Below are 20,461 nucleotides of genomic sequence, written 5' to 3'. Positions count from 1 at the left end.
CGCGGTCAGACGGTGATGACCTTGGTGCCGGCCACGGCCTTCAGCCCGTGCACGCCGAACTCCAGACCGTACCCGGAGCCCTTGGTGCCGCCGAAGGGCACCAGGGGGTTGATCGTGCCGTGCTGGTTGATCCAGACGGTGCCGCTCTCGATGCGCTCCGCGATGGCCCGGGCCTGCTCCGGATCGCCCCACACGGACGCGCCCAGGGCCTGGTCGGATGCGTTCGCCAGCGCGATCACCGCGTCGAGGTCGGTGTAGCGCACGATCGGCAGAACCGGTCCGAACTGCTCCTCCGCGACCAGCCGCGCCCCGTCGTCGATGTCCGCCACGACCGTCGCCCGGTAGAAGTGCGCGCCGAGCTCGGGTGCGGCCTCCCCGCCGGTGACGATGCGCGCCCCGCGATCGCGCGCGTCGGCGACGAGTTCGGAGACGATGTCGAACTGCTGGCGGGTGGACAGCGGTCCCAACGCGCTGCCCTCGTCCATGCCGTGGCCCAGCGGTGTCGCCTCGGCCAGGCGCGCCAGCTCGGTGACGACCTCCTCGTAGAGCGAGTCGTGCACGTAGAGCCGCTTGAGAGCGGCACAGGTCTGACCGGAGTTGATGAACGCCCCCCAGAACAGCTTCTCGCCGAGCGCTTTGACATCGGCTCCGGGCAGCACGATGCCGGCATCGTTGCCGCCGAGCTCCAGAGTCAGACGGGCGAGGTTCTGGGAGGAGCTCTTGACGATCTCCCGCCCGGTCTTGGTCGACCCGGTGAACATGATCTTGTCGATCCCGGGGTGGGCGGCGATGGCCGCGCCCACTTCGCGGTCGCCCGGGGCGACGATCAGCACGCCAGGGGGGAGATGACGGTTCATCAGCTCCGCCACCGCCATCACGCTGAGCGGGGTGTACTCGCTCGGCTTGGCGACGACGGTGTTGCCCATCCGCAGCGAGGGAGCGATCTGCCAGATCGCGATCAGGGCCGGCCAGTTCCAGGGGCTGATGGCACCGACGACGCCCAGCGGCACATAGTGCAGCTCCGATCTGGTGCCCTCGGCCTCGAAGAGGACCTCGGGTTCCAGAGACAGGTCGGCGGCGCCCCGGATCCAGGCGGAGCAGCCGGCCGCTTCGAAGCGGGCGCCGAGTCCGTTGAGAGGTTTGCCCTGCTCTTTCGCGATGATCTGGGCCAGTTCCTCGGCATGCGCGTCGATCTCATCGGCCGCCGCGTGCAGGAGCTCGCTGCGCCGGGCGTGCCCGAGTGCGGCCCACGCGGGCTGGGCCGCTCGCGCCGTCGCGACCGCGTCGTCCAGGTCGGCCGGCGTCGTTGCCGGGACGTAGCCGATCGGCTCACCGGTCGCCGCATCCGGGACGGCTCGCCCGTCCTCGGGTGCCACCGAGATGGCCTCCAGAAGATCCGATGTCTGCGTGGTCATGGTCGTCCTTTCGTGCGTGGCGGTCGGCGGGCGGGTCGTGCCGTGCCGATCGTGCGGGTGATGGGACCGGGTTCCGGCCGGCGCCGCGTCAGCGGCTCAGCTCTCCGCCCTCGTGCTGGCAGGACTGCGTGCGGCACGCGTCGCATCGGCCTCGCCGTCCAGCGCGTCCCCGATGCCGCGCGCCTCGAACACCTCGCGGAGGACGCGCACGCCGAGCACCCCGGCCGGGATGCCGCAGTACAACAGCCCCTGCAGGACGATCTCGCGGAGCTCGATCGGCGAGACGCCGTTCTCCAGGGCGCCTTCGGCGTGCACGCGCAGTTCGTGCTCTCTCCCGTTGGCCAGCAGCATCGCGAAGGTGACCTCGCTGCGGGCTGCCAGCGAGAGGCCGGGCCGCTGCCAGACGTCCCCGAACGTCGTCCGGGTCACGAAGTCCTCGAGCTTGTCGTTGAGATCCGTGGTGGTGTCCACGCGCGCCTCGGCACCCTGGGTGCCGAACATCGCGCGGCGCTGCTGCATGCCGATGTCGTACAGTTCGTCGCGGATGACCACAGTGTCGCCTCCTGGGTAGTTCAGGTCGTCGCGTCCACAGCAACGGAACCGTCGGTTCAGTCGAGTCTCGTGGGCGCCCGGCGGACCCTCTGGTCGCACGGCGCACGCGACTGCCGCATCCGCGCAGGATCGGCTCAGTCTCCGAACCGGGACGTGCGCAGGTCGCGAGGCGTGATGCCGTAGGTGGCGCGGAACACCTTGCTGAAATGGCTGGCGTCGGGGAAGCCCCACCGCTGCGCGATCTCGAGGATGGACAGCGACGCCTGGGCGGGGTCGCTCAGCGCCAGACGGCAGTTCTCGAGCCGTCGGGCGCGGATGTACCCCGAGACGGTGAGGTTCTCCGCGCGGAAGAGGTACTGCAGCTGGCGGACGGACATGAAGTGGCTCTTGGCCACCTCCACCGCGTTCAGGTCGGGCTGGTGCAGGTGCGCGTCGATGTACAGCTTCAGGCGGCGCATCTCGACCTGCCGGGTCTGACCCCAGTGGTCTTGGTCCTCCGAGAGCTGCGCGTACACCAGCGCCGTGAGCAGGTCCAGCGAACTGTGCAGGATGCGCATCCCGGCCACCCCGTCCAGGGTGTCGAGATTCGCCGACAGATGCCGCATGAACGGCGAGATCATCGCGCCCACCCCCGAGTCGCCGGACAGGCGCACTGCGGTGATGCGGCGGATCAGGCTGTCCGGCACGTCGAAGGAGTCCTGCGGGAAGGCCATCACGAGGCAGTGCACGTCCTCGCTGAACTCCAGCGTGTAGGGCCGGCTGGTGTCGTAGATCGCGAGATCGCCGGGCCGCAGCACGCTCTGGCGTCCGTCCTGTGCGACCAGACCCGATCCCTTCACCTGAAGCGTGATCTTGTAGTGATTCGGGTCGTCCGGGGAGATCAGAGCGGGGGTGCGCAGCACGCGATGCGCGCTGGCGGAGATCTCGCTCAGGCAGGTGCCGTCCACGACACGCCATCGGATGCTGCCGGTGAAGTTCGGGCCGCCGATCACGTGCAGCGGCACGAAACGGCTCCCTGCCACCTCTCGCCACTCGCCGATCGATTGGGCGGTCGCCGTCTCGACGCCGGTCTGAAAGGTCGTGGAAGCGTGGATCAAGGTGTCCTCCCGCACGGGTGAAGGCTCCCTTGACGTCCCCGGGCAGGCTCGCCGATGAGCCTTCGCGTTGGAGCATAAGCCGCGCCACCCGATCACGCCAGCCCTGAGCGAAGAACGCTCGCGGCCGATTCGCGCGAGCGAGCACCGTTCCAGTAGACAAGCGACATGGACTCCGATGAGCCACCCCGGTCGCGGTCGCTGGACGTGCGGACGTGGTCGCGCAGGCGGCGGTTCGGGCTGCTCGCTCTGCTGGGCGTGCTCGTGGCCGGTGGGCCGCTCGGCACCGATATGTACACGCCGGGGCTGCCGCAGGTCATCGACGACCTCGGCACGCAGACCGCGCTCGTCCAGCTCACGCTGATGGCGTACAACGTGGGGCTCGGAGGCGGGCAGTTCGCCTGGGGCCCGATCAGCGACCGGATCGGCCGGCGCGTACCGGTGATCCTCGGCGCCGCCGGCTTTGCCTTCACCGCGCTGCTGTGCTCCTTGGCGCCGAACATCGGCGTCCTCCTGGTCGGCCGCGTCCTGATGGGCTTCGCCGGGGCTGCCGGCATCGTCGTGGGCCGGGCGATCGCCCGCGACCTCTACAGCGGCGCCGAGCTGACCCGGGTGTTCGGGCTCCTCGCCGTCGTCTTCGGGATCGCGCCCGTGCTCGGACCTCTCGTCGGCGGGCTGGTGCTCAGCGTCGGGGACTGGCGCTCGACGTTCCTGCTCCTCATGACGATCGGCATCCTGCTCGCCATCGCGAGTGCGGTCGGAATCCCCGAGACGCTGCGCCCCGAGCTGCGGGTGCGGGGCGCGTCGGAGGAACGACGAGAGGCGTGGCTTGCCCCGCTGCGCAACCGGCAGTTCGTCACCAGCGTCCTGATCCTGGTCGGCGCGGCGACCTCGATGATCCTGTATCTCAGCGCGGTGCCCATCGTGCTCCAGCGCGAGCGCGGACTCGATGTGCTCGGCTTCTCGGTGCTGTACGCGATCAACGCTCTCGCTGTCATCATCGGCGCCCAAGTGGGGCCATGGCTGACCCGCTACCTCGGCGGCATCCGGGTTCTCGTCCTGGCCCTGGTGGTCAACCTCTGCGCGGCCGTGGGGGTGGCGCTCAGTTCGGCCATGGACAGTCCGCTCTGGCTGCTGGATGCCTGCATGTGGCTGACGGTCTTCGCCGGCGGGATCTGCATGCCGCTGGCCATCGCGCTGGCCCTGCAGCCGTTCGCGAAGGGCGCCGGCACTGCCGCCGCCATCGCCGGCGGCGCCCAGCTCGCGCTCGGCTCGGTCGTTCCGGCCATCGTGGTCAGCGTCGTGGCCACCTCAGGGGTGGTGCTCGGCATCGCTCAGGCCGCGGTGACGGTCGTGACCCTCGGCCTGGTCGCGCTCGCGGCGATCTCCGCTCCCCGAGGAGGGGGCGGGCCCGATCTCGGGGACGCCGAGCCGGACTTCACTGAGCCGGTGTAGCCGGGCCGGCAGCGAGGAATTCGCGGAGCGTCTCCAGGCGGGCGGTCCGCGGCGCACCGGGCGGCCGTGCAAGACCGACGACGGTCGGCGGGAGCGCGTCGCCCAGCTCCACGATCCTCACCCGGTGTCCGTCATAGGTCATCTCCGAAGCGGGGCGCTGGAACAGCACGGCGTAGCCCAGACCGCGTCCCACCAGGCAGCGCGCCAGCTCGAAGCTCGTCGTGGTGTGCGCGGGCCGAGGGGTCAGCGACAGCGCGGCGAAGATCTGCTCGGTGTTGTGTCGCGTGGGGTGCACGTCCAGGACGATGAGCGGATCGGCGGCCAGCTCGGCCAGCCGGATCGATGTGCGGCCGGCGAGCGGATGATCGGCGGCGATGACCACGTGCGGCCGGTACTCGTCGATGGGGTCGAAGCCCAGCTGCGGGGAGACGTCGACGCTGTACAGGAGCGCCACATCGACACGTCCCTGCAGGAGCCGTTCGTGCAGTTCGACCGCGGACGCCTCGACGAACGAGAGGTCCAGTCCGGGATGGTCGTGGCCGAACGCCTGCATCACTCCGGGCAGGTAGAACGGCGAGAGCGTCGAGAAGCATCCGATCGTGAACGAGCCGGTCAGGCTTCGACCCGCCTGCCAGGCGTCGGCTGCCAGGGCCTCGGCACCCACCAGGACGTGGCGGGCCCGGGAGAGCACCCGCGATCCGGCCGGTGTCACGAGCACCCCTCTGCCCTTGCGACGGACCAGAAGCTGCACGCCCAGTCGGCGTTCCAGATCGTCCAGCGCCAGCGCGATCGCCGACGCGCTGACTTGGCACCGCGTTGCGGCGGCAGCCAGGGAGCCCTCACTGGCGGCCGCGTCCAGGTACTCCAGTTGTCTGAGCGTGAACGGCACTGATCGCAAACGAGTTCTCCTTGGGTGTCAGGTCTCAAACTCATGTTTTACAAGGGAGAGCCGCCCGTCAAGACTTTGTTTCACCGGCGCCGCGGCGCCGAGACTTTTCATGGAGGAATCGTCATGCCCGAGAATCTCGAAGAAGCCATCGCCGAAGCCGGCGGCCCCGTCCCGCTCCTGTGGGAGTCAGAAGCCCCGCCCGCGGTCGTCCCGAGGGTCGTCCAGGAGTTCCGCAACTGGCGGGATGAGCAGCTGGCGTGGCGGCGCACCGCGGTGCTGTTCGACCAGTCGCACCACATGGCGGATCTGAACATCAAGGGTCCGGACGCGCTGAAGCTGATCCGCGACACCGCGGTCAACAGCGTGGAGAACTTCCCCGTCGACATGGCGAAGCAGTATGTCGCGGTCAGCCCGTCCGGGCACGTCATCGGCGATAACATCCTGTTCCATCTCGAGGAGGACGAGTACCAGGCCGTCGGCATCCCGCCCTCGATCAACTGGCTGCACTATCACGCGGTCACCGGCGGCTACGACGTCGAGATCTGGCGCGACGACAACTCGCTCTACCGTTCGGGCGACCCGGTGCTCTACCGCTACCAGGTGCAGGGACCGGGCGCGCTGGAGATCATCCGCGAGGCGACCGGGCAGGAGCCGCCCAAGCTGCGCTTCTTCCGGATGACGCGCTTCACGATCGGCGGCAAGGAAGTCAGGGCGCTGCGCCACGGCATGGCGGGGGAGCCCGGCTACGAGCTGTGGGGACCGTGGGCGGATTCCGAGGCGGTGCACACCGCCCTCCTCGAAGCGGGGGCCAAGCACGACATGGTGCAGGTCGGCGGGCGCGCCTATCACACCAATGCCCTGGAATCCGGCTGGCTGCCGAGGCCCCTCCCCGCGATCTACAGCGATGAGCGTCTGGCCGATTACCGTCGGTGGCTCAGCGGCACGGCGTACGAGACCACGGCGCCGCTGGGTGGCAGCTTCCACTCCGAGGACATCGAGGACTACTACTTCACCCCCTACGACCTGGACTACGGCCGGATCGTCGCGTTCGACCACGACTTCATCGGGCGCGAAGCGCTCGAGCGGATGGCGTCGGACGGAACGGCGGACAAGCGCCGCAAAGTGACACTGGTGTGGAACGGAGACGACAGCGCTGCCGCCTACGGATCCATGTTCCATCCCGGCCCGGGTGCGAAGTTCATCAACCTGCCGATGTCGCTGTACGACACGTTCCACGCCGACCGGGTCGAGACGGCCGACGGGCGGATGGTGGGCATCTCCACCTGGACGGGCTACTCGGCCAACGAGCGCGCCATCCTCTCGCTGGCGGTGGTGGATGCCGACGTCGCCGAGCCCGGCACCGAGCTGGTCGTGGTGTGGGGCGAGGACCGGCCCACCCGCAAGGTGCAGGTCGAAGAGCACGTGCAGGTGAGGATCCGCGTTACCGTCCAGCCCGCCCCGCTGACGGAGTTCGCGCGCACCGCCTACCGCTCGGACACCGTCTCGGCCTGACCCGATCCGGCTCGTGCACCGGCGCCGCCATCGGGCGTGCGCCGGTGCACTCGGGCGTGCACGGTGGCGGCGCTCGGCGATCGTCTCTCGCCGGCCATGGCGCACGACGCGATCAGGAGTTCACGCGGATGATCTCCTGCTGGTACGGAGCGATCACCGATCCGGAGATGCGCAGGTCCAGCAGCAGGAAAGGACGATCGGATGCCGGTACCCGTGCCCAGTCGGCCAGCCCCTCCAGGTCCGCCAGTGTGCGCACCACGATGCCTCGCGCGCCGAAGCCCCGGGCGACCTCGGCGAAATCGACCTGGGGGATGAGCATCGGCTCCTTCGCCAGCCCCTTCAGCCCGTACAGGTTCACTTCGGCGCCGTAGGCGGCGTCGTTCCAGACCACGGCCAGGCCCCTGCCCGCGGCGACGCGCACCGCAGACTCCAGGTCGGCGAGTGCCATCAGCCCGCCACCGTCCCCGGTGCTCAGCACGATCGTCGCGGCGGGCTGAGCCCGGGCCGCGCCGGGCACGCTGGCGAATCCCATGCCGATGGATTGGAACGCCGTGCCGACCATCATCATGCGGTCCGGCGCTGCGACCGGCCAGTACATGTTCGCCCACCCGATGAAATGACCGCCGTCGGAGACGACGACGCGGTCGCGCAGCGCCGCGGTGCTCTCCAGGATCCGGCCGATCCGTCCCGCGGCCGAGCGGGGATCCAGCGCACCGTCCGGCGCGGTGTCCTCGCCCGGTTCGTAGACCCGCAGCGCCGGGATGTCCACGCTCTCGCGCCACCCGCTGGGGGCGGCGCCCATGTCCGCGAGTTCTGCGGCGACGGCGCGGGCGACGACGGCGGCATCGCCGCGGAGATAGCCGCCCACGCGCTGGTGGGTCGCGGCCGGCGCGAGGTCGACCTGGAAGATGCGCGTCCGCGTTCCGAACAGCGAGCCGAACCGCATCGTGAACTGGTTCAGTGAGGCGCCGAAAACGACGGCGACGTCGGCGTCGGTGATGAGGTCCATCGCCGCCTCCGCGCCGAAGCCGCCGGCGACGCCGAGGTCGAACTGGGAGCTCGGGAAGATCCCCCGACCCAGCGCGGTGGAGGCGGTGACGGCTCCGGTGGCGTCCGCCAGTTCCCCCAGCGCCGGCCCGGCACCGGCGATCCAGGCCCCGCGGCCGGCGAGCAGGAACGGCCGCTGCGCTCCGGCCAACGCTGCCGCGACGTCGCGGATCGTCTGCTCGGCGAAGGGACCCGTCGGCGTCACCGGCGGGGGGAGTCTCGGCTCCGGGGCTGCCGGCACCGGTCCCGCATCGAGGGTGGCGACGTCGTAGGGGATCGCCAGCACGGTCGGCACCCGGTAAGTGAAGGCGTGCTCGATCGCGATGACGGTCGTGGCGGCGGCATCGGTTCGTCCCACCGTGTACGTGCGCGCCCCGACGGCGGAGGCCAGCGCGATCTGGTCGACGTCCCAGGGCCGAGGGCCGGAGGTCGGTTCGTCACCGACGACCAGCACGAGGGGCACGTGCGCCTGCACCGCTTCGGCCAGCGCGGTGAGGGTGTTCGTGAAGCCGGCGCCGTACGTCGCGGTCGCCGCAGCCAGCCCGCCGCCGGCGCGGTGATAGGCGTCGGCGGAGGTGACCGCGCCGGCCTCGTGCCGCACCGCCGTGTAGCCGACATCGGTGGAGCGCTGCAGCGCGTCCAGGAAATAGGCGTTGCCGTTGCCCATGACGCCGAAGACGTGGTCGATATGGCGGGCGAGGGTGGCGGCGACGTGCGCGGAGACGGTGGGCATGCGAGAGCTCCAGAGACAGGGACGGACGATGAGTTCCGTATGTGTCTCGCGGGCGGCAAGCGGTTGCCGCGGCTACGTGCCCCTTTTTCGAGCACCGGCGGGTGGGAAGGCGCCGCCGGACGGTTCGAGTATAGGCGGGAGCGTGCGGCGCGGCTCGTGGCGTGGCAGGCCGCGGCCGCGTGCCAAGCTGAAGGCATGAAGACGACCCAGCTGCGCAGGTACACGCTCGTCCCCGGGGAATACGAGGCGTTCGTCGCCTGGTGGCATGAGTGGATGCCGAAGGTGCGCGGGGGCGCGGGCTTCACGATCGAGTTCGCGTACGGTCTGCCCGAGTCAGAGGAGTTCGTCTGGGCCGTCAGCGCCGAGGGGGATCGGGCCGCGTTCCTGGCTCGCGAGAGCCGGTACATGGCCTCGGACGCGCGCGCGGAAGCCTTCGCCGGTGTGCCGCAGCGGGTCGCCGCGCAGACCGTTCAGATCGTCGAGGAGATGGCGCCGCAGCGCTCGGCTGCCTGACCCGGTTCGGCGCTCCGGGTTTCGTGAGCGCGCCGGCTCAACTGCCGAGCGCGTCCTGGATCACCCTTGCTGAGCGGCGCAGCCGCGCGGCGATCTCCGACGGCTCGTGCGCGCTGGCGACATAGACCACCGCGATGGCGGCGGGCGGCCGGCCCCGCAGCGCGAGCGGGACGGACACCGACCGCAGCGTCGGGATCACCTCGTCGTGGCTGGTCGCGTAACCGCGGCCCGCGGCATCCCGCACCTCCTGGCGGAGCCCTTCGGTCACCTCGCCGGGCCACTGCTCGGGAGGCAGTGCCGAAAGGATGGCCTTTCCGGGGGCACCGGCGGTGACCGGATGCCGCGACCCGGGCCGCTGCGCGACCGACGCCGTCGCGTGCCGAGGCTCGACGCTTGCGAGCGTGATGCACTCGTCCTGGTCGAGCACGGCGATGAAGCACGTGGTGCCCAGTTCGTTCGCCACCGCCGTCAGCTCCGGGAGCGCCTCGGCCTGCAGATCGTGGGCGACGCCCGAGGCCAGGGCGGCCATGCGTGCACCGAGCTCGATCCGGCCGGTGCCGTCGCGCGTGACGAGGCCGTGGTCCTCGAGAGTGCGCACCAGCCGATACGCGACCGAACGGTGCACCCCCAGCCGTCGTGCCGTCTCGTCGATCGACAGCGGCTGGCGCGCGCCCGCGAGGATCTCGAGGATGCGGATGCCGCGGCTCAGCGTCTGGGACGCCGGGGCGGTCGCGTTCTCCGTCATCAGGGCTCCTCTTGCGGACTCAGCGGGCGACCGTATACGATCTGTTCAGAAGTAGAACGGCGCGTTCGAATATAGAACAACCGGCCGCCTTTTCGCAACCACGTCATCACTGACCTCGACATCGCCGTCCGAGGAGGACATGTCATGCAGTTCCACCACCACGGGTACGTGTCCGGCGACCCGCGCAAGAAGCCGGCAGCCGGTACCGGAATCGACCGTCCGGACGAGCTGCCCGACGAGATCGACGTGCTCGTCGTCGGCGGCGGTCCGGCCGGCATGCTGCTGATGGCCCAGCTCGGTCAGTTCCCGACCGTCGTCACGCGCCTGATCGAGCGCCGCCCCGGCCGACTCGAGATCGGCCAGGCGGACGGCATCCAGGCGCGCAGCGTCGAGACTTTTCAGGCGTTCGGCTTCGCCGAGCAGATCATCCAGGAGGCCTACCACCTCACCGTGATGAACTTCTGGACCCCGGACAAGGCCGACCCGACCAAGATCGTCCGCACGCAGCGCACCGTCGACGATGCACAGGGGATCAGCGAGTTCCCGCACCTCATCGTCAATCAGGCCCGCGTGCTGGACTACTTCGCGGAGGTGGCTGCCGACTCGCCCGCCCGCCTCACCCCCGACTACGGCGTGGAGTTCGTCGCCCTCGAGGTCGCCGACCAGGGCGACTACCCGGTCTCGGTGACCGTGCAGTACAGCGACGGACCACGCGCCGGCCAGCAGCGGGTGGTGCACGCCAAGTACGTCGTCGGCTGCGACGGTGCGCGCAGCCGGGTGCGTGATGCGATCGGGTGCACGTATGTCGGCCAGGTGGCCAAGCACGCCTGGGGCGTGATGGACGTCCTCGCCGTCACGGACTTCCCCGATATCCGCTCCAAGTGCGCCATCCAGTCGCAGGCGGGCAGCATTCTGCACATCCCGCGCGAGGGCGGATTCCTGTTCCGCATGTACGTCGACCTCGGCGAGGTTCCGGAGGGCGACAACGGCGCGGTGCGCCGGACATCGCTGGAGACGATCATCGCGAAGGCCAACGCCATCCTGAACCCGTACACCCTGGACGTGAAGGATGTCGCCTGGCACAGCGTGTACGAGGTGGGGCACCGGGTCACCGACCGCTTCGACGACGTGGCGGCCGGCAGCGACCGTGAGCCGCACGTGTTCATCGCCGGGGACGCGTGCCACACGCACAGCGCGAAGGCGGGACAGGGCATGAACGTCTCGATGCAGGACGGTTTCAACCTCGGCTGGAAGCTGGGGCAGGTGCTGGAGGGTCGTAGCCCCGCGTCCGTGCTGAGCACCTACTCGGCCGAACGTCAGGTGATCGCCCAGAACCTCATCGACTTCGACAAGGAATGGTCGACGCTGATGGCCAAGAAGCCGGAGGAGTTCGACAGCCCCGAAGAGCTCGGAGACTTCTATGTCCGCACCGCCGAGTTCCCGGCCGGGTTCATGACCCAGTACCCGCCGTCGCTGCTGATCGGCGAGGCGACCCATCAGCACCTGGCCGAGGGCTTTCCCATCGGAAAGCGATTCCGCTCCGCGCCGGTCGTCCGTGTGGCCGATGCGGTTCCGATCCACCTCGGTCACCACGCCCGCGCCGACGGGCGGTGGCGCATCTACGCGTTCGCCCCGCGGGCGCCCAGCGGGCAGAGCTCCGCCCTGGCGGACTGGGCGACGTGGCTGGCCGACTCGCCGGAGTCGCCGCTGGCTCGGTTCACCCCGGTCGGGGCAGATCGCGACAGCGTCTTCGACGTCAAGGTCATCTACCAGCAGCCGCATGAGCAGGTCGCGCTCGAGACGGTGCCCGACGTGTTCCTGCCCCGGGTGGGTCCGTTCCAGCTCATCGACTACGAGAAGGTCTATGCCACCGACCCCGCGGAGGAGATCTTCGACCTGCGCAGCATCGACCGCAGCGAGGGCGCGGTCGTCGTGGTCCGCCCCGATCAGTACGTGGCCCACGTGCTGCCGCTGACGGCCACCGACGAGCTGACCGAGTTCTTCGCGCGCTTCCTGCTGCCGCAGACCGCTCCCGCACTCGCACTCTGACCGTCCCGGACGGACATTCGCACGTCGCTGAATGTACACCGCGTACATCGCCTCACGCCACGCAGCCCACCAGACTGGCGAGGAGCCAACGAACAGGGACGCCGACGCACGTGCTGCGGCATCCCCAGAGAACGAGGAGTCCCCGTGACCGACAACCGCGAGACCGAGCTGCTGGAGCGTGTGCCGGACGGCCTGTTCATCGCAGGCCAGTGGCGCCCGGCCACGGATGAGAAGCGCCTGCGGGTCTTCGACCCGGCCACCGGCGAGGTCGTCAAGCAGATCGCGGATGCCTCGCCGGCAGACGGCATGGCCGCCCTGGACGCCGCGGTCGAGGCGTTTCCGGCGTGGGCGGCCACGCCGCTGCGCGAGCGCGCCGAGCTGCTGCGTCGCGCGTTCGATCTGCTGCAGGAGCGCACGGAGGACTTCGCGCTGCTGATGACGATCGAGATGGGCAAGCCGCTGGCCGAGGCACGCGGAGAGGTCGCGTACGGCGGCGAGTTCCTGCGCTGGTTCAGCGAGGAGACCGCCCGGATCCAGGGTCGGTACGGCGCGAACCCCGAAGGCACCGGCCGGATGATCGTCTCGCAGCACCCGGTGGGGCCGTGCTACCTGATCACGCCGTGGAACTTCCCGCTCGCGATGGCCACCCGCAAGATCGCCCCCGCGCTGGCGGCCGGCTGCACGGTGGTGATCAAGCCCGCCGCGCTGACCCCGCTGACGACGCTGTACTTCGTGAAGACCCTCGAAGACGCCGGGCTCCCGGCCGGCGTGGTCAACGTGATCACGACCACGCAGACGGGCGCGGTGTCCGAACCGATCATCCGCGATCCGAGGCTGCGCAAACTGTCGTTCACCGGCTCCACCCCGGTGGGCCAGGAGCTGCTCAAACAGGCCGCCGACGGCATCCTGCGCACATCCATGGAGCTCGGCGGGAACGCCCCGTTCGTGGTCTTCGACGACGCCGACCTGGACAAGGCGGTCGATGGGGCCATCGCGGCGAAGTTCCGCAACATCGGGCAGGCGTGCACGGCTGCGAACCGGTTCATCGTGCACCGCTCGGTCGCGGAGGAGTTCGCCCGCCGGGTCACCGAGCGGGTGCAGGGGTTCACGATCGGCCGCGGCACCGAGGAGGGCGTCACCATCGGCCCGCTGATCGATGACCGCGCGGTCGCCAAGGCCGAGCAGCTGGTCGGCGATGCCGTCCAGCGCGGCGCGCAGATCCGCACCGGCGGCAGTGCGATCGACGGACCGGGCACCTTCTACGAACCCACCGTCGTCACCGACGTCCAGCCGGGCAGCGACATCCTCCGCGAGGAGATCTTCGGGCCGGTGCTGGCGATCGTGCCGTTCGACACCGAGGACGACGCGGTGCGGCTGGCCAACGACACCGAGTACGGGCTGGTCTCCTACGTCTTCACCGAGAACCTCGCCCGCGGGCAGCGCATGATCGATCGGCTGGAGACCGGGATGATGGGCCTGAACGTGGGCGTCGTCTCTAACGCAGCCGCACCGTTCGGGGGCTGGAAGATGTCCGGCCTCGGGCGTGAGGGCGGCGCCGAAGGCATCCACGAGTACCTGCAGACCAAGTACACGCTGACGGCCAACCCGTATTGACCGAAACCGGGCGAATCCCGCGCCCGGCGGACGCCTGCTGTCCGCCGGGCGCGGCAGAATGCAAGCGTGAACAGGTCCCGGCTCATCGAGCGGCGGCTGCGCTCGCACCGGCTCACCGCGCCCGCCCCGAGCATCGCCGCCGCCGCGGAGCACATGCTCGCCACGCAGGCCCAGGAGTTCTGGGGCGGCCGATGGGCTCTCGCGGCGCGGACGAGGGGAGCCCTCACCGTCCGTGACGCGGATGCCGCGTTCGACCGCGGTCAGATCGTGCGGTCGTGGACGATGCGCGGCACGATCCACGCCATTCCCGCACGGGATCTCGCCTGGGTGCTGTCGGTGACGGGGGAGCGCCAGCATCGCGCCGCCGCGGCCACCCATCGTGCGGAGGGGATCGACGCCGACGAGCTCGCCAAGGCCGAACGTGTCGCTCTCGACGCACTGCGCGGCGGCAACCGCCTCACCCGCAAGGAGCTCTTCGCCGTCCTGGAGGGCGCCGGCATCAGCACCGCCGCGCAGCGGGGGTACCACCTGCTCGTCGCACTCTCGCTGCGCGCCCTCATCTGCCAGGGGCCGGTCGTACCCCGCGCGGGCGGGCCGACGCGCGAGCAGTACGTGGTCCGCACCGACGAATGGGTCCGGGATGCCGCGTCCCCGGCCGATCCGCCCGCCGAACTGTTCGCCCGCTTCATCGGCTCGCACGGCCCGGCCGGTGCACGGGATTTCGCCTGGTGGTCGGGTCTGCCGCTGGGGGCGGCGCGGGCGGCGGCGGATGCGGCATCCGAGCGCCTGTCCATCGTCTCGGGCGACACCGAGCCCATGTACGTGGCCGCCGGCCCGCCGCCGCGGCGCAGCTCCGCGGTTCACGACGTGTTGGCGCTGCCGCCGTTTGAGGAGTACTACCTCTCCTACGCGGACCGGACTGTGCCGTGTGCGCCGGAGTTCCTCTCCCGGATCGGCCCCAGCATGAACGGCATCGTGCGGCCGATCCTGCTCGTGCGCGGGCGCATCGTCGGAGTGTGGACGCACTCGGTGGCCGTCGGCCGGCACGCGGACGCGCCGTTGCCCGAGCTGTTCGCGCCGGCTGCGGCATCCGAGGCCGAGGTGGCCGCCGCACTGGATCGGTACCGGGCCTTCATCACGGCCTGATCCGCTGACTGCCGCGTCGGGCCGGTGCGTGCGGCAGGCCGCCCGCACCGGGACTGATCTCAGCCCTGCGCGTGCCGGTCAAGGAACGCGTAGACCTCGTTGTCGTCCACGCCCGGAAACGCGCCCCGCGGCAGCGGCGAGAACATCTGCATGTGCACGCGAGCACTCGGCCAGGCCTTGCCCTGCCAGCGCTCGGCGACATCGGCTGCGGGCCGGCGGCAGCACGACTCGTCCGGACAGGTCGAGGTCGCCCGCTTCTGCGTCTCGCGGCCCCGGAACCACCTCGCGTCATCGAAGGGCACCCCCACCGTGATGGAGAAGTCCCCGTCGGCGGTCGAGCCGGTCTGGGACGAGCACCAGAACGTACCCGCCGGAGTGTCCGTGTACTGATAGTGCTCGGTCGTGCGATTGTGCTCGGAGAACGCCGCACGCGCCGACCACTTGCGGCAGACGATCTGCCCTTCCACCGACCCCGTCACATCGTGGGGAAGCGGCAGGCCGTCATTCTCGTAGACGCGCGAGATCGCACCCGACCCGTCGACCCGGAGGAAATGCAGCGGGATGCCGAGATGCCGGGTGAGCAGGTTGGTCAGGCGCATCCCGGCGGCTTCGTGGGTCACACCGAATGCATCGCGGAAGTCCTCGACCGCGAGATTGCGGTCCTTCTTGGCCTGGGCGAGGAAGGCGACCGAGGCCGTCTCGGGCATCAGCGCGCACGCGGCGAAATAGTTGATCTCCAGCCGCTGCTCCAGGAAATCGGCGTAGTCGGTGGGGCGCTGATGCCCCAGAAGCCGATGCGCCATGGCCTGCAGCGCCATCGAGCGCAGTCCGTGCCCGCCGGGGATGGAGGCGGGCGGCAGATAGATGCGGCCGTGCTCGAGATCGGTGACCGAGCGCGCCGAGTGCGGGAGGTCGTTGACGTAGAGCAGTTCGAAGCCGAGCTGCTCGGCCATGATGCTGACCGTGCGGTGGGTGAGGGCTCCGGACACATGCCCTGCGGCCTTGAGCTGCTTCTCGGCAAGCTGCTCGATCTCGGGCAGGTAGTTGTCTCCCTCGCGCATGCGCAGCCGCAGTTCGGTGTTCGCCCGGCGCGCCTCCTCCGGAGTGGCGATCGCCTCGCGCTCGCGACGCTGCAGCTCGCGGTGCAGACCCAGGATGGATTCGATCGTCTCATCCGGGATGCCCTTGGTCACCTTGACGGCCGGAATCCCCAGCTGCCGGAAGATCGAGCTGGACTGCGCGCGGGCCAACTCGATCTCCAGCGCTGCCCGCCGGTTCGGCGGCTCCGTGGAGAGCAGGTCAGTCACCTCGACGCCGGTCGCCGTCGCGATCGCCTGCAGAAGCGACAGCTTCGGCTCCCGCTTGCCGTTCTCGATCAGGCTCAGCTGGCTGCCGGCCACCCCGACCAGTTCGCCCAGTTCGTCCAGCGTCAAGCCGCGTGACACGCGCTGGTGGCGGATGCGGTGACCCAGCGTGGACAGTTCCAGAGAGGTCGGGGGCATTCTTTGATGATACTGAAAGAATGCGCTTTCTTGATTCCCAAAGGGGCTGAAAATCCTAGGGATCCCTTGCATAGTGGAGGAAGAACACCGATCTGACGATCGAAGAGGAGCAACCATGGCACTTGCCGACATCTTCACCCGCCCCGCACCGCGCACGACTCGCGGGTCCGCCCCGGAGCGCACGGAGTTCGGCAAGCGGCCGGCGATCGACGGCGCCGGCATGGCGGACCTCATCGCCTGGGTCGATCGGATCGCCGCGCTCACCCAGCCCGACAGCATCCACTGGGTCGACGGCTCGCGCGCCGAGAACGACGCGCTGCTGCGCGAGATGGTCGACGAGGGCAAGATCATCAAGCTGAACCCGGAATGGCGGCCGGGCTCGTACCTGGCGCGCTCGCACCCGAGCGATGTCGCCCGCACGGAGGGCCGTACGTACATCGCCTCCGAGCGCGAACAGGACGCCGGCCCCACCAACAACTGGATCCAGCCCGCCGAGATCCGCTCCACACTGCAGGACATCTTCGCCGGCAGCATGCGCGGACGCACCATGTACGTCGTGCCGTTCTCGATGGGCCCCGTCGGCGGACCGCTGTCGCACATCGGCGTGCAGGTCACCGACAGCCCCTACGCCGTGACCTCCATCGGCATCATGACCCGCGTCGGCACCGACGTCCTGCGCCAGATCGCGGACGGCGCGCACTGGGTCAAGACGGTCCACTCGGTCGGGGCGCCGCTTGCGCCCGGCGAGCAGGACGTGGCGTGGCCGTGCAACGACGAGAAGTACATCGTGCACTTCCCGGAGACGCTCGAGGTGTGGTCGTACGGGTCGGGATACGGCGGCAACGCGATCCTGGCCAAGAAGTGCTTCGCCCTGCGCATCGCGTCCGTGATCGGCCGCGACGAGGGATGGCTCGCCGAGCACATGCTCCTGATCCGGGTGATCGATCCGGCCGGGCGCGCCTACCATGTCGCGGCGGCATTCCCCTCGGCGTGCGGAAAGACCAACCTCGCGATGCTGCGCCCGACCATTCCGGGATGGCGGGTGGAGACTCTCGGCGACGACATCGCGTGGCTGCGCCCCGGCGAGGACGGACGCCTGTGGGCGATCAACCCGGAGTCCGGCTTCTTCGGTGTGGCTCCCGGCACCGGCGAGTCCACCAACGTCACCGCGGTCGAGACGCTGTGGGGCAACACGATCTTCACCAACGTCGCGCTGCGTCCCGACGGCGACGTGTGGTGGGAAGGACTCACGGACGAGCCGCCCGCACAGCTGATCGACTGGGAGGGCAACGCGTGGACCCCGGATTCGGGCCGCCCCGCCGCGCACCCGAACTCGCGGTTCACCGTGGGCGCCGGGCAGTGCCCGCAGATCGCCGAGGACTGGGAGGCGCCCGAAGGCGTTCCGCTGGATGCGATCCTGTTCGGCGGACGTCGCGCCACCAACGTTCCGCTGGTGGTCGAGGCGACCGACTGGACGCACGGTGTGTTCATGGGCTCGAACATCTCCTCGGAGCGCACCGCCGCCGCCGAGGGCACCGTCGGGGAGCTGCGCCGCGACCCGTTCGCGATGCTGCCGTTCTGCGGCTACAACATGGCCGACTACTTCGGACACTGGCTGAAGGTCGGTCAGAAGCTCCGGTTCGACCGCGCGCCGCGCATCTTCCAGGTGAACTGGTTCCGCAAGGGCTCGGACGGGCGCTTCCTGTGGCCCGGGTTCGGCGACAACGCGCGGGTGATCGACTGGATCATCCGCCGCATCGACGGTTCGGTGCCCGCCGTGGACAGTCCGATCGGGCGGCTGCCGCGCACCGAGGACCTGAATCTCGATGGCATCGACGTGCCCCGGGAGGACCTCGACGCGCTGTTCGCGATCGACCCGGCGTCGTGGTTGCGCGAGGCCGACCTGACCGAGGAGTTCTACGGCACCTTCGGCGGGCGCATCCCCGCGCCGCTGCAGGCGGAGCTGTCCGCCCTGCGGTACCGCCTCCAGCGCGCCTGATCCGCGGGTCGCCGCGCGACCCGCGCTGCCCTGCCCCATCCCGGCTGCCCGCCCCGGCTGCCCTCCCTGCTCGCCCCGGCTGCCTCTCTGCTCGCCCTGGCTGCCCTCCCTGCTCGCCCCCGCTGCCCTCCCTGCTCGCCTGGCGCGATCTGCGAGTGGCCTCGGCGTGTTGTGACAGGGGAGCGGGGGATGCCGGGGGTTCGCGCCCGCGCGGGGCGGCTAGACCAGCAGCTGGTGCTTGGCCAGGTCCCGATACAGCGGCGTCGAGACCACGAGCTCCGAGTGCGTGCCCTGCCCGATGACCTGGCCGTGGTCCAGAACCAGGATCAGGTCGCTGTCTACCACGGTGGAGAGCCGGTGCGCGATCACGATCAGCGTCCGGCCGGTCGCGACCGCGTCGATGGCGTCGCGCATCCGCTGCTCGTTGACGCCGTCGAGCGAGGACGTCGACTCATCCAGGAGCAGGATCGGCGGAGCGGCCAGGAGCGCCCGCGCGATCGCCAGACGCTGGCGCTCGCCGCCGGAGAGCATCACGCCGCCCTCGCCGACCGGCGCCTGCAGGCCCAGGGGGTTTCGTTCCAGCACCTCGGTGAGGTTCACGGCGTGCAGCACCCGCTCGCACGCGGCATCGGAGGCGTCCGGCGAGCCGAGCCGCAGGTTGTCGGCGATCGTGCCGGCGAGGGTCGGGGCATCCTGCTCGACGTATCCGAACTGCGCGCGCAGCTCGGCGCGTGCCAGGGACCGGATGTCGCGACCGTCCAACTCGATCGCGCCGCCGGTCGGGTCGTAGAACCGCTCGATCAGCGAGAGGACCGTGCTCTTGCCCGCCCCGCTCGGACCGACCAGGGCGACGCGCGCACCCCGGGGCACCTCGAAGGTCACGCCGCGCAGCACATCGCGGTCCTGCTGGTCGGTCCCATCCGAGGGGGCCCGCTCCAGATGCACCTGCTCCAGCACGGCGCGCGCCTCCGCCGTGGCCGCCTCCCGGGCGGCGACGACGGCGTCGGGATAGCGGAACCGGACATCCCGGAACGCGATGGCCGGCGATGCGGCGACCCTCGCCGTCTCGAGTGCAGGATCGGCCACGTGGGCTGACCCGAGGGTGGCGGCCAGCGCGGCATCCCCCTCTTCCTCGGTGGGCAGGTCGAGCACCTCCTGGATCCGCCCGAGCGCCCCCAGGGCCTGGTTGACCGAGGTGATCGCCCCGAACGTGGACCCCAGCGGAGCGATGAGCAGGAACAGGAAGATGATGAAGGTCACCAGGCTGGCGACGCTGATCGCGCCCGAGGCGACGCGGAAACCGCCCACCCCGAGCACGGCCAGCAGCGAGACCTGCAGCGCGATGCCGGCGACCGGCACCACCAGCGCCGAGACCTTCGCGATGCGCACCCCCACCGCGTAGGCGTCCGTTGCGAGGGCGGACACCGCCGTGACCTCGCGCTCAGTCGCGCCCGCCGCGCGCACGGTGCGGATCGAGCCGACGGCGCGCTCGACGCCGGAGGCGAGTTCGCCGACCTTGGCCTGCTGCTCGGTGGATGCCGTGCGGATCCTGCCGCTGAGCAGCACCACCACCACCACCGAGACGCCGATGACCACCACGATCAGCAGCAGCAGGATGGGGTCGATGATCGCCATCGCCACCAGTGCGCCGACGAAGATGAGCGAGTTGCCCACCGCGTCGGCCAGCCCCTGCGTCAGCACGGCGTACAGCAGCGTCGTGTCCGTGCCGACGCGCGAGACGAGGTCGCCGGTGCGGCGCGCGTCGAACTCGCTGATCGGCAGGTGCAGGATGCGCGAGATGAGCTTGCGGCGACTGGAGTACACCACGGCGGTGCCCGTCCGCTGCAGCAGGTAGTGCTGGTACCCGGAGATCACCGATGACGCGACCACGAGCGCGATCAGCGTCCACACCAGGGCGCCGAGGCTCTCCTCCTGTTGCACGCGTTCGATGACCTGCCCGACCAGCACCGGCTGGGCGAGGGTCGCGAGGGCACCCAGCACGCTGAGCACGGCGACCAGCACGAGCACGCTCTTGTGCTCGAAGATGAACGGCAGGAGCTGGCGGAAGCTCGCCCGCGGACCCGCGGGAACCTTGCGCCCGCGCCGACGTGCGGTCGCCGCCGGCTCGTGCGCAGGAGGGGCCGGGACCGGCTCGGCATCGGACGGCGTGGGGTCCACGGCCGTGCGTTCTACGGA

Annotated in this window: 15 protein-coding genes; 7 read left to right on the top strand and 8 right to left on the bottom strand. The window is 70.2% G+C overall.

What is annotated here, in order from left to right:
• Window positions 1-5: 5 nt before the first annotated feature.
• From NQ152_RS10925 to NQ152_RS10915, 3 genes are all read right to left on the bottom strand, one after another.
• Entirely contained in the window at window positions 6-1,415 is a 1,410-nt protein-coding gene (locus NQ152_RS10925) for an aldehyde dehydrogenase family protein (protein ID WP_257503104.1), read from the bottom strand.
• A gap of 96 nt (window positions 1,416-1,511) precedes the next feature.
• Entirely contained in the window at window positions 1,512-1,967 is a 456-nt protein-coding gene (locus NQ152_RS10920) for a carboxymuconolactone decarboxylase family protein (protein ID WP_257503103.1), read from the bottom strand.
• Window positions 1,968-2,101: 134 nt separating this feature from the next.
• Complete coding sequence (locus NQ152_RS10915) at window positions 2,102-3,079, bottom strand: helix-turn-helix domain-containing protein (protein WP_257503102.1); 978 nt, start codon at window positions 3,077-3,079, stop codon at window positions 2,102-2,104.
• A gap of 150 nt (window positions 3,080-3,229) precedes the next feature.
• Between NQ152_RS10915 and NQ152_RS10910 the strand changes: the two genes are divergently transcribed.
• Window positions 3,230-4,516: a multidrug effflux MFS transporter gene (locus NQ152_RS10910; RefSeq protein ID WP_257503101.1), complete on the top strand. Its 1,287-nt coding sequence runs from the start codon at window positions 3,230-3,232 to the stop codon at window positions 4,514-4,516.
• On the opposite strand, the gene NQ152_RS10905 is transcribed toward NQ152_RS10910, so the two are convergent.
• On the bottom strand, window positions 4,500-5,405 hold the full coding sequence (locus tag NQ152_RS10905) for a LysR family transcriptional regulator (RefSeq protein ID WP_257503245.1): 906 nt from the start codon (window positions 5,403-5,405) through the stop codon (window positions 4,500-4,502). The two genes, NQ152_RS10910 and NQ152_RS10905, sit on opposite strands and share 17 nt — an antisense overlap.
• Window positions 5,406-5,447: 42 nt before the next feature.
• Between NQ152_RS10905 and NQ152_RS10900 the strand changes: the two genes are divergently transcribed.
• Window positions 5,448-6,917 (top strand): aminomethyl transferase family protein, encoded by a 1,470-nt coding sequence (locus NQ152_RS10900; RefSeq protein ID WP_257503100.1) that lies wholly within the window; start codon window positions 5,448-5,450, stop codon window positions 6,915-6,917.
• A 112-nt stretch (window positions 6,918-7,029) separates the two neighbouring features.
• On the opposite strand, the gene NQ152_RS10895 is transcribed toward NQ152_RS10900, so the two are convergent.
• Entirely contained in the window at window positions 7,030-8,697 is a 1,668-nt protein-coding gene (locus NQ152_RS10895; protein ID WP_257503099.1) for a thiamine pyrophosphate-binding protein, read from the bottom strand.
• A 195-nt stretch (window positions 8,698-8,892) separates the two neighbouring features.
• Here NQ152_RS10895 and NQ152_RS10890 point away from each other — a divergent pair, with 195 nt between their 5' ends.
• Window positions 8,893-9,210, top strand: coding sequence for a hypothetical protein (locus NQ152_RS10890; protein WP_257503098.1), 318 nt, complete (start codon window positions 8,893-8,895; stop codon window positions 9,208-9,210).
• Between the two features lie 37 nt (window positions 9,211-9,247).
• Here the strand turns inward: NQ152_RS10890 and NQ152_RS10885 are convergent, their stop codons facing one another.
• Window positions 9,248-9,955, bottom strand: a complete 708-nt coding sequence (locus NQ152_RS10885) for an IclR family transcriptional regulator (protein WP_257503097.1) — start codon at window positions 9,953-9,955, stop codon at window positions 9,248-9,250.
• 144 nt (window positions 9,956-10,099) lie between these two features.
• On the opposite strand from NQ152_RS10885, the gene NQ152_RS10880 reads away from it, so the two are divergent.
• The 3 genes from NQ152_RS10880 (at window position 10,100) to NQ152_RS10870 (ending at window position 14,764) form a co-directional block, all read left to right on the top strand.
• Complete coding sequence (locus NQ152_RS10880; protein ID WP_257503096.1) at window positions 10,100-12,004, top strand: FAD-binding monooxygenase; 1,905 nt, start codon at window positions 10,100-10,102, stop codon at window positions 12,002-12,004.
• Between the two features lie 144 nt (window positions 12,005-12,148).
• The gene (locus tag NQ152_RS10875; RefSeq protein ID WP_257503095.1) at window positions 12,149-13,618 is read left to right on the top strand and encodes an NAD-dependent succinate-semialdehyde dehydrogenase; all 1,470 of its coding nucleotides are present in this window, start codon (window positions 12,149-12,151) and stop codon (window positions 13,616-13,618) included.
• Window positions 13,619-13,684: 66 nt separating this feature from the next.
• Window positions 13,685-14,764, top strand: coding sequence for a winged helix DNA-binding domain-containing protein (locus tag NQ152_RS10870; protein WP_257503094.1), 1,080 nt, complete (start codon window positions 13,685-13,687; stop codon window positions 14,762-14,764).
• 59 nt (window positions 14,765-14,823) lie between these two features.
• On the opposite strand, the gene NQ152_RS10865 is transcribed toward NQ152_RS10870, so the two are convergent.
• Window positions 14,824-16,266 carry a helix-turn-helix transcriptional regulator gene (locus tag NQ152_RS10865; protein ID WP_257503093.1) on the bottom strand — a complete coding sequence of 481 codons (1,443 nt, stop codon included), beginning with the start codon at window positions 16,264-16,266 and terminating at the stop codon, window positions 14,824-14,826.
• 115 nt (window positions 16,267-16,381) lie between these two features.
• Here NQ152_RS10865 and NQ152_RS10860 point away from each other — a divergent pair, with 115 nt between their 5' ends.
• Window positions 16,382-18,265: a phosphoenolpyruvate carboxykinase (GTP) gene (locus NQ152_RS10860; protein ID WP_257523976.1), complete on the top strand. Its 1,884-nt coding sequence runs from the start codon at window positions 16,382-16,384 to the stop codon at window positions 18,263-18,265.
• A 219-nt stretch (window positions 18,266-18,484) separates the two neighbouring features.
• On the opposite strand, the gene NQ152_RS10855 is transcribed toward NQ152_RS10860, so the two are convergent.
• On the bottom strand, window positions 18,485-20,443 hold the full coding sequence (locus NQ152_RS10855) for an ABC transporter ATP-binding protein (protein ID WP_257503244.1): 1,959 nt from the start codon (window positions 20,441-20,443) through the stop codon (window positions 18,485-18,487).
• Window positions 20,444-20,461 lie beyond the last annotated feature (18 nt).

Origin of the sequence: Microbacterium sp. zg.B48, assembly GCF_024623505.1 — a bacterium.
GTDB lineage: Bacteria > Actinomycetota > Actinomycetes > Actinomycetales > Microbacteriaceae > Microbacterium.
Note: the sequence above shows the minus strand (reverse complement) of the source record. Positions and strands in the feature narration are given on the sequence as shown.